At 64.8% G+C, this 14,869-nt stretch carries 16 protein-coding genes and 1 pseudogene; 13 read left to right on the top strand and 4 right to left on the bottom strand.

All coding sequences use genetic code 11. The features are described from left to right. Nucleotides 1-251 precede the first annotated feature (251 nt). Nucleotides 252-912 (bottom strand): annotated as a pseudogene (locus ACVIGB_RS13995) (TetR/AcrR family transcriptional regulator). A 267-nt stretch (nucleotides 913-1,179) separates the two neighbouring features. On the opposite strand from ACVIGB_RS13995, the gene ACVIGB_RS13990 reads away from it, so the two are divergent. The 7 genes from ACVIGB_RS13990 (at nucleotide 1,180) to cynS (ending at nucleotide 7,728) form a co-directional block, all read left to right on the top strand. Further along, nucleotides 1,180-1,722, top strand: a complete 543-nt coding sequence (locus ACVIGB_RS13990) for an OsmC family protein (protein WP_456722264.1) — start codon at nucleotides 1,180-1,182, stop codon at nucleotides 1,720-1,722. A 36-nt stretch (nucleotides 1,723-1,758) separates the two neighbouring features. Continuing rightward, nucleotides 1,759-2,886 carry an acyl-CoA dehydrogenase family protein gene (locus tag ACVIGB_RS13985; RefSeq protein WP_456722265.1) on the top strand — a complete coding sequence of 376 codons (1,128 nt, stop codon included), beginning with the start codon at nucleotides 1,759-1,761 and terminating at the stop codon, nucleotides 2,884-2,886. A gap of 47 nt (nucleotides 2,887-2,933) precedes the next feature. Further along, entirely contained in the window at nucleotides 2,934-3,812 is an 879-nt protein-coding gene (locus ACVIGB_RS13980) for a sulfurtransferase (protein WP_092115324.1), read from the top strand. Between the two features lie 106 nt (nucleotides 3,813-3,918). Then, complete coding sequence (locus tag ACVIGB_RS13975) at nucleotides 3,919-5,310, top strand: CmpA/NrtA family ABC transporter substrate-binding protein (RefSeq protein WP_456722266.1); 1,392 nt, start codon at nucleotides 3,919-3,921, stop codon at nucleotides 5,308-5,310. Nucleotides 5,311-5,467: 157 nt separating this feature from the next. Continuing rightward, nucleotides 5,468-6,307 (top strand): nitrate ABC transporter permease, encoded by an 840-nt coding sequence (gene ntrB / locus ACVIGB_RS13970; protein WP_456722267.1) that lies wholly within the window; start codon nucleotides 5,468-5,470, stop codon nucleotides 6,305-6,307. 2 nt (nucleotides 6,308-6,309) lie between these two features. Continuing rightward, a complete protein-coding gene (locus tag ACVIGB_RS13965; protein WP_456722268.1) occupies nucleotides 6,310-7,221 on the top strand; it encodes an ABC transporter ATP-binding protein in 912 nt (303 codons plus the stop codon). 18 nt (nucleotides 7,222-7,239) lie between these two features. Continuing rightward, a complete protein-coding gene (gene cynS, locus ACVIGB_RS13960) occupies nucleotides 7,240-7,728 on the top strand; it encodes a cyanase (protein ID WP_092115321.1) in 489 nt (162 codons plus the stop codon). Nucleotides 7,729-7,784: 56 nt separating this feature from the next. Here cynS and purB read toward each other — a convergent pair whose 3' ends face one another. Both purB and ACVIGB_RS13950 read right to left on the bottom strand, forming a co-directional pair. Further along, nucleotides 7,785-9,215, bottom strand: a complete 1,431-nt coding sequence (gene purB, locus ACVIGB_RS13955) for an adenylosuccinate lyase (protein ID WP_456722269.1) — start codon at nucleotides 9,213-9,215, stop codon at nucleotides 7,785-7,787. 216 nt (nucleotides 9,216-9,431) lie between these two features. Further along, nucleotides 9,432-10,256: an isocitrate lyase/PEP mutase family protein gene (locus ACVIGB_RS13950; protein ID WP_456722270.1), complete on the bottom strand. Its 825-nt coding sequence runs from the start codon at nucleotides 10,254-10,256 to the stop codon at nucleotides 9,432-9,434. Between the two features lie 112 nt (nucleotides 10,257-10,368). Between ACVIGB_RS13950 and ACVIGB_RS13945 the strand changes: the two genes are divergently transcribed. Together ACVIGB_RS13945 and ACVIGB_RS13940 are read left to right on the top strand one after the other, a co-directional pair. Then, nucleotides 10,369-11,316, top strand: a complete 948-nt coding sequence (locus ACVIGB_RS13945; RefSeq protein ID WP_456722271.1) for a LysR family transcriptional regulator — start codon at nucleotides 10,369-10,371, stop codon at nucleotides 11,314-11,316. A 103-nt stretch (nucleotides 11,317-11,419) separates the two neighbouring features. After that, nucleotides 11,420-11,812: a hypothetical protein gene (locus tag ACVIGB_RS13940; RefSeq protein WP_456722272.1), complete on the top strand. Its 393-nt coding sequence runs from the start codon at nucleotides 11,420-11,422 to the stop codon at nucleotides 11,810-11,812. 39 nt (nucleotides 11,813-11,851) lie between these two features. On the opposite strand, the gene ACVIGB_RS13935 is transcribed toward ACVIGB_RS13940, so the two are convergent. Then, entirely contained in the window at nucleotides 11,852-12,175 is a 324-nt protein-coding gene (locus tag ACVIGB_RS13935; RefSeq protein WP_456722273.1) for a DUF1476 domain-containing protein, read from the bottom strand. Nucleotides 12,176-12,524: 349 nt separating this feature from the next. On the opposite strand from ACVIGB_RS13935, the gene purC reads away from it, so the two are divergent. The 4 genes from purC to purQ are packed head-to-tail and all read left to right on the top strand — an operon-like array spanning nucleotide 12,525 to nucleotide 14,865. After that, a complete protein-coding gene (purC, locus tag ACVIGB_RS13930; protein ID WP_016843454.1) occupies nucleotides 12,525-13,292 on the top strand; it encodes a phosphoribosylaminoimidazolesuccinocarboxamide synthase in 768 nt (255 codons plus the stop codon). Between the two features lie 15 nt (nucleotides 13,293-13,307). Further along, complete coding sequence (purS, locus tag ACVIGB_RS13925; RefSeq protein ID WP_029083848.1) at nucleotides 13,308-13,550, top strand: phosphoribosylformylglycinamidine synthase subunit PurS; 243 nt, start codon at nucleotides 13,308-13,310, stop codon at nucleotides 13,548-13,550. Nucleotides 13,551-13,562: 12 nt separating this feature from the next. Beyond that, nucleotides 13,563-14,159 carry a hypothetical protein gene (locus ACVIGB_RS13920; protein WP_456722274.1) on the top strand — a complete coding sequence of 199 codons (597 nt, stop codon included), beginning with the start codon at nucleotides 13,563-13,565 and terminating at the stop codon, nucleotides 14,157-14,159. A 4-nt stretch (nucleotides 14,160-14,163) separates the two neighbouring features. Beyond that, entirely contained in the window at nucleotides 14,164-14,865 is a 702-nt protein-coding gene (purQ, locus tag ACVIGB_RS13915; RefSeq protein ID WP_092115316.1) for a phosphoribosylformylglycinamidine synthase subunit PurQ, read from the top strand. Nucleotides 14,866-14,869 lie beyond the last annotated feature (4 nt).

The raw sequence follows: 14,869 nt of genomic DNA, 5'->3' as shown, positions 1-14,869 counted from the left end.
TTCTTGCCCCGTACTTTCACGTGGCAACTGACCCGGTCGGAGCTAACAGGCGTTTAAGGCCGCGGCGGATCGCGCCGTGTGATTGACGACAGGTAAATCTGGCGGGCGATCGTGCCGCTGAATACCGATGCCGGCGGCAGCGATGCGACCGTTGGTCGCGACGGTCCATTCGGCCGGCGGTTGATTTTCGGGCGGGCGTGCCGATCAAGGCGGGCAACGAGGTGATCGAGGGCGTCGCTCTATCGCGGCGCCTAGACTGCCATGAGTTCGTCCGCGCGGCCCGTGCGCTTCGCCTTCTTCAGCTTGGCCGGCGCGAACAGATTGCTTGCGGCGAGGCCCGCGGTGTCGGCGACCGTGGGGTCACATGACACACATGGCGGCGACGATGGCGCCGTCGATCAACAGCGCGAGCTGATGCGCGAGCACGGCCGGCTCAGTCGCGCCCATCTCGCCGGCTAGCTTCTCGATATGCGCCAGCACCACCTTCTTGTGCTTCAGCGCGATGTTGCGGAACTGCTTGGCGTCCTTGTCGTGCTCGGCGACCGCGTTGATGAAGGGGCAGCCGTAGAAGCGTTCCTCGGCGAACCAGGACTTCAGGGCGGGGAAGATCCGTGCCAGCTTGGTCTGCGGATCGCCGCCGCCGGCCTCGATCGCGCCGATGAACCACTCACGCCACTGCTTGCCTTCGCTTTCCAGCACGGCATGAACAAGGTTGGTCTTCGAGCCGAACAGCTTGTAGAGCGTGGTCTTGGCGGTTCCGGCCTCGTCGATGATCGCATCGATGCCGGTGGCGTTGATGCCGTTCTTGCAGAACAGATGCGTCGCCGCATTCAGCAGGCGCCCGCGCGCCGATTCGTCGTCGCCGGCGGTGGACGCCGCGGCAGGTTTTTTCTTCGCAAGCGATTTGGCCATGCGCGGCAGTAAATCGGAGCGCGGCGAAATCATCAAGCCGCATCTTCACGGGGACGGGCATGTGCGCCGTCCTGCGCTCAAAATAATCGCTGCGGCGCGGCAGATGCACCGCGTTTGAGCAGCCGCGCCCTGATCAATCCGCAGGCAGGCACAGCTAAGCGTTTGCGGGATTTCGCCTTTTGATTTGGGGCGGGACTGGCACGCTTCGTGCAGGAAACAGACCGTTCGGTATCCTGACCCAATCCATCGCTCCCAGGGAGAAAACTGATGACCGCTGTCGCTCAAAAAACCGCACTGACCGGCTGCCTCGCGCCGATCGACAGAGGCGGGCTCGAGCAGCTCATTGCCAACGGCAAGGCCAACCCGAAGGTCATCAAGACCTTGAAGTGCAGGACGGTGGCCGAGGGCAAGTTCCGTCATGCCAACTACATCCGCAACCTCGCGCCCTACATCGTCGACGAACCGCCGGGCCTGCTCGGCGACGACACCGCGCCCAATCCCTCCGAGGCCTCGCTCGCCGCGCTCGGCTCCTGCCTTGCGGTCGGCCTGCACGCCAACGCCGTGCATCGCGGCTGGATCGTCAACAAGCTCGAGCTCGAGCTCGAAGGCGATCTCAACATCACCGCGGTGTGGGGCACCGGCGACGTCAGCGAGAAGCCGGTCGGCTTCACCGATGTCCGCGTCAAGGTCGACATGGAATGCGAGGGCGTCCCGCAGACCGAGATCGACGCGTTGGTGGCGCATGTGAAGAAGTGGTCGCCAGTCGCCAACACCTTCACGCGCCCCGTCAATCTCGAGGTCGGCGCCTAGGCGCTCGATCGGCAATTCCAGGTGCGGAGACCAACCATGGGTTCACTGGCATTATCGCGGGTCGCAGCTCAAGATCCCGCACCGACCATCACGGACGAGGTCGCGCGCCTCGCCCGTCAGGAGCTGGCACCGCTCGCATCCGCGATCGATGCCGGCTCGGTCTATCCCGGCGAATTCCTGCGCCGACTCGGCAAGGTCGGCGCGTGGAGCAGCCACGTGCCGCAGGAGGGGCCTGCCGACCTGCGCTGGGCGATCCAGTCGATGGCCGCGCTCGGCGAAGTCTGCGGCGCCACCGCTTTTATGGCGTGGTGCCAGAACACGCTGGTCTGGTACGTCGCGAACTCCACCAACATGAAGCTCGCCGCGCGCTTCGGCAATTGCTTCTCCAGCGGGCGTGCGCTCGGCGGCACCGGGCTCTCCAACCCGATGAAGAGCTTCTTCGGCATCGAGCGGCTGAAGCTGAAGGGCCGCAAGGTCGATGGCGGCTACATCGTCCGCGGCGCGCTGCCCTGGGTGTCCAATCTCGGCCCCGACCATTACTTCGGCACGATCTTCGAGCGCGAGGACGAGGGCACAAAGGGCGAGCCGGGCAGCACCGTGATGTTCCTTGCCGATTGCTCCGACCCCGCGATCACGCTGACGCCGTGCAAGCCGTTCCTGGCGATGGACGGCACCGGCACCTACGGCGTCCAGTTCCGCGACGTGTTCGTGCCGGACGAGCTGATCCTCGCCGAGCCGGCTGCGCCGTTCGTCAAGAAGATCCGCGCCGGCTTCATCCTGCTGCAGGCCGGCATGGGCCTCGGGCTGATGAAGGATTGCATCAACATCATGGACGAAGTCCATGCGCCGCTCGGTCACGTCAACCGCTATCTGCCGCAGCAGCCGCTGCAATTCCGCGAGCTCTATGCCGAGTTCGAGAAGGAGGCGATGACGCTGGCAAGCGATCCCTACAACACCGATGACAGCTATTGGCGCCGCGTCGTCGCGCTGCGCCTGCGGATCGGCGATGCCAGCGTCGCGTTCGCGCATGCGGCGATGCTCCATTGCGGCGCGCGCGGCTATCTGATGAGCCATCGCGCCCAGCGCAGGCTGCGCGAGGCCTATTTCGTCGCCATCGTCACGCCTGCCACCAAGCAGCTGCGCAAGATGCTGGCGGACGGGTGAGGAGAGTTCGGGACCACCACAACTGCAACCACAAACAGGAGAGAGCCATGACGGACGTTCTGATCACCGCCGGCGAACTTGCCGAGCTCGTCAAGAAAGAACCATGTGTCATCATCGACACGCGGAATCCGGATGCCTATGCGGCCGGCCATCTGCCGGGCGCCGTCAATGTGCATGACATCTTCACGTTCCTTGCGACCTCGACGCCGGAAGGCATCCACGAGCTGAAGACCAAGTTCGCCGACGCGTTCGGCGCCGCCGGTCTCTCCGGCAAGGAGACCGCCGTGATCTACGAGCAGTCGATGAATTCCGGCTTCGGCCAGTCCTGCCGCGGCTATTACCTGCTGACGATGCTCGGCTATCCCAAGGTGAAGGTGCTGCATGGCGGCTTCGATGCCTGGAAAGCCGCCGATCTGCCAGTCACCACCGACGTTGCGGTGCCGCCGAAGGCCTCCTTTGCGATTGTTCCGGAGGCCGGCGACATCATGATCGACGCCAAGGCGATGCTGGCCGCGGTCGGCAAGCCCGGCGTCGCGATCCTCGACGTGCGTGACGTCGACGAGTGGATCGGCGAGAGCTCCTCGCCCTACGGCAAGGATTTTTGCCCGCGCAAGGGCCGCATCCCCGGCGCCGTCTGGCTGGAATGGTACCGGATGATGAAGCCGACCGGCGAAGGTCAGCGCTTCAAGTCGAAGGACGAGATCCTGGCGGAATGCGCCACCGTCGGCATCTCGCAGACCACGCCGGTCTATCTCTACTGCTTCAAGGGCGCGCGCGCCTCGAACACCTTCCTGGCCCTGAAGAACGCCGGCGTGAAGGACGTGCGGATGTACTTCGGCTCATGGAACGAGTGGTCGCGCGACCCGGCGCTGCCGATCGATGAGGGTCTGCCGACCGCGGCCGTCGTCACGGACAAGGCGGCATAGAACCTGCATGTTTGTTGGCGTCCGGCGGCGCAAAACGCGGCCGGACGCCGATCAATGCACCGGATCGCGGAGCTCTCCGTGGTTCGGTGCGACAATGGGGCGCAGCATGTCCACGTCAGATGATCCCTTCGACGCCGACCGCGCGCTCGTGCGATCCGGCTGCGCCTGCGGCCGGCATCGCTCAACCTCCGAGCATGAGCATGCCGCGCGCACGCTGCGCTGCGAGCCGGTCGCCGATCTCAGCGAGCAGAAGCGCTACGAAGGCATCGTCGCGTCGGCGGTGATGCGGGCCGTGTTTCCGCAGGATGTCGCGCGCCGCGCCTTCCTGAAATCGGTTGGCGCTGCGACCGCGCTTGCTGCGCTGTCGCAGTTCTTCCCGCTGAAGACGGCGACGGAGGCGTTCGCCGACGCCGGACCGCCGGAGAAGAAGGACCTCAAGGTCGGCTTCATCCCGATCACCTGCGCCACACCGATCATCATGGCGGCGCCGCTCGGCTTCTATGCCAGGCAGGGCCTCAACGTCGAGGTGGTGAAGACCGCCGGCTGGGCTGTCATTCGCGACAAGACCATCAACAAGGAATACGACGCTGCCCACATGCTGGCGCCGATGCCGATCGCGATTTCGCTCGGGCTTGGCGCGAACGCCATACCCTTCACCGTGCCCGCGATCGAGAACATCAACGGGCAGGGCATCACGCTTGCCATCAAGCACAAGGACAAGCGCGATCCGAAGGATTGGAAAGGCATGAAGTTCGCCATTCCGTTCGACTACTCCATGCACAACTATCTGCTGCGCTATTATCTCGCCGAGCACGGGCTCGATCCGGATACCGACGTGCAGCTCCGCTCGGTGCCGCCGCCGGAAATGGTCGCCAATCTGCGCGCCGACAACATCGACGGCTTCCTCGCGCCCGACAACATCTGCCAGCGCGCGATCTATGACGGTGTCGGCTTCCTGCACATCCTGTCCAAGGAGATCTGGGACGGTCATCCCTGCTGCAGCTTTGCCGCGAGCCGCGAATTCATCACGACGGCGCCGAACTCCTTCGCGGCGCTGACCCGCGCGATCGTGGACGCCACCGGCTTTGCTGCGAAGGCCGAGAACCGCAAGCAGATCGCGGAGGCGATCGCGCCGGCCAACTACATCAACGCGCCGGTGACGGTGCTGGAGCAGGTCCTGACCGGCACCTATGCCGACGGCCTCGGCGGCGTGAAGACCGATCCGAAGCGCGTCGACTTCGATCCGTTCCCTTGGCAGTCCTTTGCGGTGTGGATGCTGACGCAGATGAAGCGCTGGGGCCAGATCAAGGGCGACGTCGACTACAAGGCGGTCGCCGAGCAGGTCTATCTCGCCACCGACACGAAAAAGGTGATGGCCGAGATGGGGCTCACGCCGCCGACGAGTTCCTACAAGTCGTTCTCGGTGATGGGCAAGACTTTCGATCCGGCCAAGCCCGACGATTATCTCGCGAGCTTCAAGATCAGGAAGTCGTCGTGAGGGGGCGCTCCTACCTATCCACGTCGTCCCGGCGAAGGCCGGGACCCATACGCCGTACTCTCTCGGTTAGGCGCGCGGGGAGACACTCAGCGCAACAATTGGGGCCGGTGGTTATGGGTCCCGGCTTTCGCAGGGACGACGCGGGGAGGGAACGCACATGACGCTCTCCCTCCGTCTCCGCGCCGCCATCGTCTCGCTTGCGCTGCTTGTCGCCTTTCTCGGCGCCTGGCACCTCGCGACCCGCAGCAGCGGCACAACGGCGGCCATGAGCCCCGAATACGCCAAGCTGATGGGGCTGACCGCGACGCAGGGCAAGTCGGCGATGCCCGGGCCGCTCGATGTCGGTGCCAAGCTGTGGGAGCACCTGAAGCGGCCGTTCTACGACAACGGGCCGAACGACAAGGGGCTCGGCATCCAGCTCGCCTATTCGATCGGGCGCGTCGGGCTCGGCTATCTCATCGCGGTCGTCGTCGCGATCCCGCTCGGCTTCATGATCGGGATGTCGCCTTTGATCAGCAAGGCGCTCGATCCCTTCATCCAGCTGCTGAAGCCGATCTCGCCGCTGGCCTGGATGCCGCTCGCGCTCTACACCATCAAGGACTCCTCGATCTCGGCGATCTTCGTGATCTTCATCTGCTCGGTGTGGCCGATGCTGCTCAACACCGCGTTCGGCGTCGCCGGCGTGCGCAAGGAGTGGATCAACGTCGCGCGGACGCTCGAGGTCGGCACGATCAGGCGCGCCTTCACCGTGATCCTGCCGGCGGCGGCGCCGACGATCCTCACGGGCATGCGGATATCGATCGGGATCGCCTGGCTCGTGATCGTCGCTGCCGAGATGCTCGTCGGCGGCACCGGCATCGGCTACTTCGTCTGGAACGAGTGGAATAATCTGTCGATCACCAATGTGATCATCGCAATCCTTCTGATCGGCCTCGTCGGCATGCTGCTCGACCAGGTGCTGGCGCGCTTCACGCGCATGGTGACGTTTCCGGAGTAGCGATGACCGACAAGTTCATCTCCATCGAGGGAATCGCCCGGCGTTATCCCGGCGCCGGCGGCGTCACCACCACTGTGTTCGAGGACTTCTGGCTGTCGATGACGCGCGGCGAGTTCGGCTGCGTGATCGGTCATTCCGGCTGCGGCAAGACCACGGTGCTGAACATCCTCGCCGGGCTCGACGAGCCGAGCGAGGGGACTGTCATCGTCGACGGGCAGGGCATCGAGGGCACCAGCCTCGACCGCGCCGTGATCTTCCAGAGCCATGCGCTGCTGCCGTGGCGCACGGTGCTCGGCAATGTCGGCTATGCCGTGAGCTCGAAATGGCGCAAATGGGACCGCGCCCGGGTCAGGGCCCACGCGCAGAAATTCATCGATCTCGTCGGGCTGACCGGCTCCGAGCACAAGCATCCGTCGGAGCTGTCGGGCGGCATGAAGCAGCGCGTCGGCATTGCGCGGGCACTGTCGATCACCCCGAAGATCATGCTGATGGACGAGCCGTTCTCGGCGCTGGACGCGTTGACCCGCGGCACGCTGCAGGACGAGGTGCGGCGCATCTGCCTGGAGACCGGGCAGACCACCTTCATGATCACCCACGACGTGGATGAGGCGATCTTCCTCGCCGACAAGATCTTCCTGATGACCAACGGGCCCGGCGCGGTGCTGGCCGAGATCGTCGAGAACCCGCTGCCGAAGGAGCGCGGCCGCATCGACCTGCACCGTCATCCCTATTACTATGCGCTGCGCAACCATATCGTCGATTTCCTGGTGAGCCGCAGCAAGAGCTTTGCCGCTGAGGTGACCGATCACGATCCGCGCCACGTGCCGACGGTGCGGCCCGGTGTCGGCGAGCCGGTGATCGTCTCGCCGCCGCGCGTCGTTGAACCCAATCCCGCGCAGAGCGTTGCGCGCTGAACCGAAGGAGGAAACCCCATGAAACGCGAAGACCTCACCGAGAAGCTGCTCGACATCAAGCGCGAGAAGGGCTGGAGCTGGAAGCATATCTGCGAGAAGATCGGAGGCTATTCCGAAGTGCTGATCGTTGGCGCGATCCTCGGCCAGATGAAGCTGACAAAACCGCAGGCGGCGAATGCCGGCGAGCTGTTCGGGCTGTCGAAGGCCGAGACCGCCATGCTCAACGAGGTGCCGATGCGCGGCGCCGGCACGCCGATGCCGCCGACCGATCCGCTGATCTACCGCTTCTACGAGATGGTGATGGTGAACGGCCCGGCGTGGAAGGCGCTGATCGAGGAGGAGTTCGGCGATGGCATCATGTCGGCGATCGACTTCGACATGGCGATGGAGCGTGTCGCGAATCCGAAGGGCGATCGCGTCAAGATCACGATGTCGGGCAAGTTCCTGCCCTACAAATATTACGGCGCCAGCGGCAACGTGCCGGAATACGGCTTCAAGGAGGAGTGAGACCGCGCGAATGGCGAGTAGCGAATGGAATCGCTACTCGCCCGTAGCGAATGACCTCACAGAATCGTACCCGGCGTGTAGCTCGCGGCTTCCGGCTTGGCGCGGGCGAGCGCCTCGACCTGCTCGGCGAAGAAATCGACCTGGGCGCCGGCGTCGCCGGAGTTGGCGCGACCCTGGTCGAGCACGAGCTGCAATTCGGCTTCGCTCAAGCCAAGCCGCTGATCGGCGGCGAGACGCTGCAGCAGATCGTTCTGCACGATCTTGCCGGTGCGCAGGTCGCCGATGGCGGCGACGGCGTGCTCCTTGATCGCCTCGTGTGCGCCTTCACGACCGGCGCCCTTCTTCACCGCTTCCATCATCACCGTGGTGGTCAGCAGGAAGGGCAAATAGCGGTTGAGCTCGGTCTCGACGACGGCTTCGAACACCTCCATCTGATCGAGCACGGTGAGCAAGGTCTCGAGCAGGCCGTCGGTGGCGAGGAAGGCATCGGGCAGCATGACGCGGCGGACGACGGAGCAGGAGACGTCACCCTCGTTCCACTGATCGCCGGCGAGCCCGGCGGCCATGGCGAGATAGCCCTTCAGGATCACATGCAGGCCATTGATGCGCTCGCAGGAGCGGCTGTTCATCTTGTGCGGCATCGCCGAGGAACCCACCTGGCCCTTGGCAAAGCCTTCGCTGGCGAGCTCGTGGCCCGCCATCAGGCGGATGGTCTTGGCGAAGTTGCCGGGACCGCTGGCGAGCTCGGTGAGCACGCTGACCGCACGGAAGTCGAGGCTGCGTGGATACACCTGGCCGACGGCGTCGAGCGCTTTCGGCAGACCGAGGTGAACGAGGATGCGCTCCTCGAGCGCGCGCGCCTTGCCGGCATCGCCATTGAACAGGGTGATCTGGTCGAGACGGGTGCCGACTGCGCCTTTCAGGCCGCGCGCGGGGTAGGTCTGCAGCATATTGATCAGGTTCTGATGCGCCAGCAGCATTTCCTCGCCTGACATGGCGATGCGCTTGCCGAGCGTCGTGACTTGCGCGGCCACGTTGTGGGTGCGTGCGGTGAACGGGATGTCGCGCAACTGCTGGGCGCGCTTCGCAAACCGAATCAGCGCGGCTATACTCTTGGTCTCGACCAGCTGCAGCGCGCGGTAGACCTGCAATTGCTCCACGTTCTCCGTGAGGTCGCGGCTGGTCATGCCCTTGTGCAGGTGCTCATGGCCGGCCAGATCGCAGAACTCCTCGATGCGCGCCTTGACGTCGTGGCGGGTGACGCGCTCGCGCTGCATGATGGAGGCCAGGTTGATCTGGTCCTTCACGCGCTCATAGCTTTCGATCACGCCGTCCGGAACCGGAATCCCGAGATCGCGCTGGCCCTTCAGCACGGCGATCCAGTAGTCGCGTTCGAGGCGAACCTTGCCCTCGCCACTCCAGATGGCGCGCATGGCGGGTGAGGCATAACGTTCAGCGAGAACGTTGGAAATGTGATCCTGGGACATGATCCCGCTCTCTTGGCATTGCCCGAGGCTGGCTGCAAGTCGCGACCTGTGATGAATCGTCAGGTCTGACAGCGCCTTGGCCGGACTTGCGGTGTTGGCGCTACCATACCAGATTATTGCAGTCGCCGCCTCAGGCGATCCGGGGCGGCGCCGGCCTGCTTCGCGCCGGCCAACGGCTCGCCGCCAGCGCCCCTGCGATGACCGTCGGCGGTTAGGTCATGCCTGACCAGCTGCAAACATATCCCTTATCTCCTTCACCGGCGCCATGTCGCGCACGAAACTGAACGCGCCCTGATCCTTCATCTCGCGGGCACAACGCAGGAACGCGGCCAGCGCGTGACGCTCCATCGCGCCACCAACGCTGATGCGCTTGACGCCGGCGGCGGAGAGTTGCTCGACCGTCAAGGTCGGATCGGCAAAGCCCATTACGAGATTGAACGGCCGCTTCACGGCCGAGACCACGGTCTTGATGGTGCCGATGTCATACAGACCAGGCGAATACAGCACGTCGGCGCCGGCGGCCTCGAACGCCTGCAGCCGCTTGATCGTGTCGTCGAGATCCTTGCGGCCGTACAGGAAGTTCTCCGCGCGGGCGGTCAGCGTGAATGGGAACGGCAGCGCCCGCGCGGCCTCGACGGCGGCCTGAACCCGCTCCACCGCGAGCGAGAAGTCGTAGATCGGGCGCTGCGGATTGCCGGTCGAGTCCTCGATCGAGCCGCCAACGACGCCGGCTTCGGCGGCGCGGGTGATCGCCTTTGCCGCGGTCTTCGGATCATCTGCGCCGCAGTTCTCCAGATCGGCGTTGACCGGCAGGTCGGTGGCATCGGCGATCACTCGGCAGTTCTCGATGATGGCATCGAGGCTGACGGTCGCGCTGCCAAGCGTGTTGGCGAGCCCGAGGCTGGTGGTCGCGAGCGCCTCGAAACCCATCGCCGCGAGCAGCTTCGCCGTGCCGGCATCCCAGGGATTCGGGATGATGAAGGCGCCGGGGCGCTGATGCAGTTCCCGAAACCGTGCTGCCTTGTCTGCCTGGGTGCGCATATGAACTCCTGACGATTGGAAAAAGCGACTGGCCCAGCGATAGGGCGGTTTCGGTCATCAGACAAATTTGTTATTTCTCTCGATATCATCAGTTTTTTGCATGAGGTGAGGAATGGACAGCGACGCACTCAACACGTTCCTGGTGGTGCATCGCCGCGGCGGAATCTCGAACGCCGCGAAGGCGCTGCATCGTTCGCAGCCGGCGATCTCAAGGCGCATCGCGCTGCTCGAGCAGGAGCTCGGCGTGCCGTTGTTCGAGCGGATCGCGGGCAAGACCAGATTGAGCGATGCGGGGCGGGTGATGGTGCCCTATGCCGAACGCGCGGTGGCGGCGGCGCAGGACGCCGAGAATGCGGTGCGCGCGCTGCTGCGCGACAATTCCGGCCCGGTGGCGTTGGCGGTGACCGGCACGCTTGCGGGCGAGCGGCTCTCGAAGGTGCTGAAGCGCTTTGCCCGCCGGCATCCGGATGTCGCGCTGACGCTGCGCACCGCGACCAGTGCCGAGGTCAGCGATCTGATCCGGCGCGGCGAGGCGACGATCGGGCTGCGCTACGACCGCGACCGCTCGGGCGACCTCGATTGCGAGGTGCTGTTCGCCGAGCCGCTCGGGGTGGTCTGCGCGCCGGACCATCCGCTGGCGGGACGCCGGGTCGGCCGTCTCGCCGATCTCAGGGACGAGCGCTGGATCGCCTTTCCCGAGGTGCCCGGACGGCGCGAGATCACCGCCTCGCATGTATTCGCCCTGTTCCTGACGCACGGGCTCGGCGAGGTCGCCTGGACGCCGGTCGACAGCCTCACGGCGCAGAAGCGGCTGGTCGAGGCCGGGCTCGGGATCGCCCTGCTGTCACGGAGCAACGCGGCGGAGGAGCTGCGCGCCTCCTCGATCGCGACGATCCGCGTCGGCAATCTCACCGCAAGTCACGAGGTCGTCGCCGTGACGCGGCATGGCGGCTTCCTCAGCGCCGCGTCGCGCCGCCTGCTTGACATCATCCGCACTGACTTCAGCAAGGTGGAATCGGCCGCGAAGCCGCGCCATCCGTCGCCACAGCGTCACCGTTAACCGGCGATGAAGCGGCATCGGGGTTTTTGCCGGCCGCGGTTTGTCTTGTTGCAACCGGAGGTGGTTAGAAACCCGTCACGTTCCCTCGGTGCAAGGATCCGCCATGACCTCGATGACACGCCTGTCTGCAACGGCCATCAGCCTGCTGCTCCTGACGGCTCCCGCTTTCCCTCAGACTCCGGGCGGTCGCGTCACCCTGATCGAGCAGCCCGTTCCGATCCGCCAGGAAGGGACGGTCCGCGTCCAAAGCAACGTCAACCTGTTCCTGCCGGGGCCGAGCGGTGACGGCGAGGAGGCGCAGAAGCTGCGCGACCGCGCCCGCCGCACCGTCTATGAAATGGCGGCGCACGAATGCGACCTGTTGCGCGAGGTGATCGCGAAGGATTGCCGGCTCGAATCGATCAACGTCAATATCAACGTCGCCCGGCAATACGGCCAGCAGCAGGAAGGCTTCAACGTGAACGGCTCGATCAGCATGCAGATCACGTTGAAATAGATGCCGGGAATCGCTGTCGCGGGGACTTACGCCCCGCCTTCAAGTTCCAGCTTTGACCTGGGCCGCCGCCACGGCCAGCAGTTCGTCCATCTTGGCGCGGACATCGCGCTGGGTGACGGCCTGGCCCTTGGCGGTGAGGTCCCTCAGAACCTTGTGCAGGACGTCATTGTCGCCGGCTTCCTCGAAGTCGGCGGCCACCACTTCCTTGGCATAGGCGTTGGCGGCATCGCCCGTGATCCCGAGCTTCTCGGCGGCCCACAGCCCGAGCAGCTTGTTTCGGCGCGCTTCGGCCTTGAACTTCTGCTCCTCGTCGAGGGCGAACTTCTTCTCGAAACCTTCCTCGCGCTTGGTGAATTCGTTCATGGCCGAAGTTCCAATCCCCTGCTGAATGGTGGGCTGCTGCTCGTTGCGGCAGCCCCGATGCCTGCCTAGATAGGGGGGAGGAATCGGCAAGACAACGAGCCGTTAAGCCGCAGGCAAAACAGGCGGAATCGGGCCCTTTTGATAGCGCGGTATAAGTGCCCCGAAGGGGGCACTATCGATTGTGCTGGATGGGCCAATCGGATAGGTTGCCAACAGGCATGGTTCTTGTTCTGTTTCCAGTTGGATTGCCCAGGTTCCAGGCCTCCGCGGCAGCTCCGTCGTGGGTCGTAACCCCAAGTCATCCGGAGCACCCAAATCCATGGATTTCAACAAAACACGGTACATCCCAATGAGCCGTCGACGCCGTATTTATGAAGGCAAGGCCAAGGTGCTTTACGAAGGCCCCGAGCCGGGAACCCTGATCCAGCACTTCAAGGACGACGCGACCGCGTTCAACGCCAAGAAACACCAGGTGATCGAGGGCAAGGGCGTCCTCAACAACCGGATTTCGGAGTACCTGTTTCAGCACCTCAATGACATCGGGGTGCCGACCCACTTCATCCGCCGCCTCAACATGCGCGAGCAGCTGATTCGCGAGGTCGAGATCGTGCCGCTCGAGGTGGTGGTGCGGAACGTCGCCGCCGGCTCGCTGTCGCAGCGGCTCGGGATCGAGGAGGGCACCCAGCTGCCGCGCTCGATTATCGAGTTCTACTACAAGAACGACCAGCTCAACGACCCCATGGTGTCGGAAGAGCACATCACCGCCTTCGGCTGGGCCACGCCGCAGGAGATCGATGACATCATGGCGCTCGCCATTCGCGTCAACGACTTCCTGACCGGTCTCTTCCTCGGGATCGGCATCCGCCTCGTCGACTTCAAGATGGAGTGCGGGCGGCTGTTCGAGAACGAAATGATGCGGATCATCGTCGCCGACGAGATCTCGCCTGACTCCTGCCGGCTGTGGGACATCAAGTCGAACGAGAAGCTCGACAAGGACCGTTTCCGCCGGGATCTGGGTGGCCTGCTTGAGGCCTACACCGAGGTCGCGAAGCGGCTCGGCATTCTGATCGAGAACGAGCGGCCGGCCGGCAGCGGCCCGGTGCTGGTGAAGAGCTAAGCTTAAGGGGCGACCGTGAAGGCACGTGTGACTGTGACATTGAAGTCGGGCATCCTCGATCCGCAGGGCAAGGCGATCGAGGGCGCGCTGAAATCGCTCGGCGTCGACGGCGTCGCCAGCGTTCGCCAGGGCAAGGTGTTCGACATCGAGCTCGCCGCGACCGACAAGGCCAAGGCGGAGGCGGCGCTGAAGGCCGCCGCCGACAAGCTGCTGGCCAATACCGTCATCGAGAATTACCGGGTCGAGGTTCTGAGCTAGCGAGCGCGCCAAATGATAACAGCCGCTCCCGCCGCTGCTCGCCGTGACCGAATCTTCGTCGGAGCGCTTTTGGTCGGCTTGCTGACCGCAGCTGGAATCGGCGGGGCCTCGGCTCAACCGGCACCGGCACCGTTGCCGGCGCCTGCCGCGCCTGCCGCGACGACGCAGCCGCCGTTCACGGTCAGCGGGTGGAGCTACGAGCGCCGCGGCTCCGATGTGCATATGTTCCGCTGCGCGCAGTCGTCCTGCGGTGCGGGCTCCAAGGTGAGCTACCGGTATTATACCGGCGGAAAACAGATGACGCTCGACCAGTTCCGCGAGGGGCAGGAGCAGATCATCAAGGCGCTGGAGCAGCGGACGCCGGGGCAGCGCATTACGCTGCTCGGCGTTGATGGCGACAAGGGCACCGCGGGGCCGCGCATGTTCAAGGCACGGCGCCTGACCGTGACAGCCAACGGCGCAAGCGAGTATCAGGTCAGCGGCTTGCTGCTTGCCGGACAAGGCTCCGCCAGCCTGATCAGCTCGGCGCGTGACGAAAAGGCCAGCAACGACAATTACGCGAAGTTTGCCGCCGCAGTTAAGCTCGTGCTGGCACCCAAAACCAGGTGATGCAATGAAATCAGCCGTCCTCGTCTTCCCCGGCATCAACCGCGAGCGCGACATGGCCCGCGCGCTCAAGCTTGCATCCGGCAATGAGACCGCGATGGTCTGGCACGCCGAGACCGCGCTGCCCAAGGGCACCGACCTCGTGGTGGTGCCCGGCGGCTTCTCCTATGGCGACTATCTGCGCTGTGGCGCGATCGCGGCCCGCGCGCCCGTGATGGACGCGGTGCGCGACTTCGCAGCCTCGGGCGGGCTGGTGCTCGGCGTCTGCAACGGATTTCAGATCCTCTGCGAGTCCGGGCTGTTGCCGGGCGTGCTGATGCGCAATGCCGGGCTGAAATTCGTCTGCCGCGACGTGCATATGCGAATCGAACGCTCCGACACGCCGTTCACCCGCGGCTACAATGCCGGCCAGGTGATCCGCGTGCCGGTCGCGCATGGCGAGGGCAATTACGAGGCGGACGAGGAGACGCTGAAGCGGCTCGAGGGCGACGGGCGGGTGCTGTATCGCTACTGCTCCGCCGAGGGCGTGGTCGACGAGACCTCCAACTTCAACGGCGCCGCGCATTCGATCGCCGGCATCGTCAACGAGCGCGGCAACGTGCTCGGCATGATGCCGCATCCGGAAAACCACGTCGAAGAGATCATGGGCTGCACCGACGGCCGCGGCCTGTTCGCAGGGCTGGTCCAGCAGTTCGACAAGGCGGCGTAACCAC

The organism is Bradyrhizobium sp. USDA 4341 (assembly GCF_054063755.1).
The sequence above is the reverse complement of the archived record's forward strand: the minus strand, read 5'-3'. Positions and strand labels throughout refer to the sequence as shown.

Excerpts from the sequence above, each read along its gene's own strand:
- ACVIGB_RS13920 (WP_456722274.1), top strand. The coding sequence starts at position 13,563 with ATGATAACAGCCGCTCCCGCCGCTGCTCGCCGTGACCGAATCTTCGTC.
- ACVIGB_RS13950 (WP_456722270.1), bottom strand. The coding sequence starts at position 10,256 with ATGCGCACCCAGGCAGACAAGGCAGCACGGTTTCGGGAACTGCATCAG.
- ntrB (WP_456722267.1), top strand. The coding sequence starts at position 5,468 with ATGACGCTCTCCCTCCGTCTCCGCGCCGCCATCGTCTCGCTTGCGCTG.
- ACVIGB_RS13985 (WP_456722265.1), top strand. The coding sequence starts at position 1,759 with ATGGGTTCACTGGCATTATCGCGGGTCGCAGCTCAAGATCCCGCACCG.
- ACVIGB_RS13990 (WP_456722264.1), top strand. The coding sequence starts at position 1,180 with ATGACCGCTGTCGCTCAAAAAACCGCACTGACCGGCTGCCTCGCGCCG.
- ACVIGB_RS13935 (WP_456722273.1), bottom strand. The coding sequence starts at position 12,175 with ATGAACGAATTCACCAAGCGCGAGGAAGGTTTCGAGAAGAAGTTCGCC.
- ACVIGB_RS13975 (WP_456722266.1), top strand. The coding sequence starts at position 3,919 with ATGTCCACGTCAGATGATCCCTTCGACGCCGACCGCGCGCTCGTGCGA.
- ACVIGB_RS13945 (WP_456722271.1), top strand. The coding sequence starts at position 10,369 with ATGGACAGCGACGCACTCAACACGTTCCTGGTGGTGCATCGCCGCGGC.
- purC (WP_016843454.1), top strand. The coding sequence starts at position 12,525 with ATGAGCCGTCGACGCCGTATTTATGAAGGCAAGGCCAAGGTGCTTTAC.
- cynS (WP_092115321.1), top strand. The coding sequence starts at position 7,240 with ATGAAACGCGAAGACCTCACCGAGAAGCTGCTCGACATCAAGCGCGAG.
- purQ (WP_092115316.1), top strand. The coding sequence starts at position 14,164 with ATGAAATCAGCCGTCCTCGTCTTCCCCGGCATCAACCGCGAGCGCGAC.
- ACVIGB_RS13980 (WP_092115324.1), top strand. The coding sequence starts at position 2,934 with ATGACGGACGTTCTGATCACCGCCGGCGAACTTGCCGAGCTCGTCAAG.
- ACVIGB_RS13965 (WP_456722268.1), top strand. The coding sequence starts at position 6,310 with ATGACCGACAAGTTCATCTCCATCGAGGGAATCGCCCGGCGTTATCCC.
- ACVIGB_RS13940 (WP_456722272.1), top strand. The coding sequence starts at position 11,420 with ATGACCTCGATGACACGCCTGTCTGCAACGGCCATCAGCCTGCTGCTC.
- purB (WP_456722269.1), bottom strand. The coding sequence starts at position 9,215 with ATGTCCCAGGATCACATTTCCAACGTTCTCGCTGAACGTTATGCCTCA.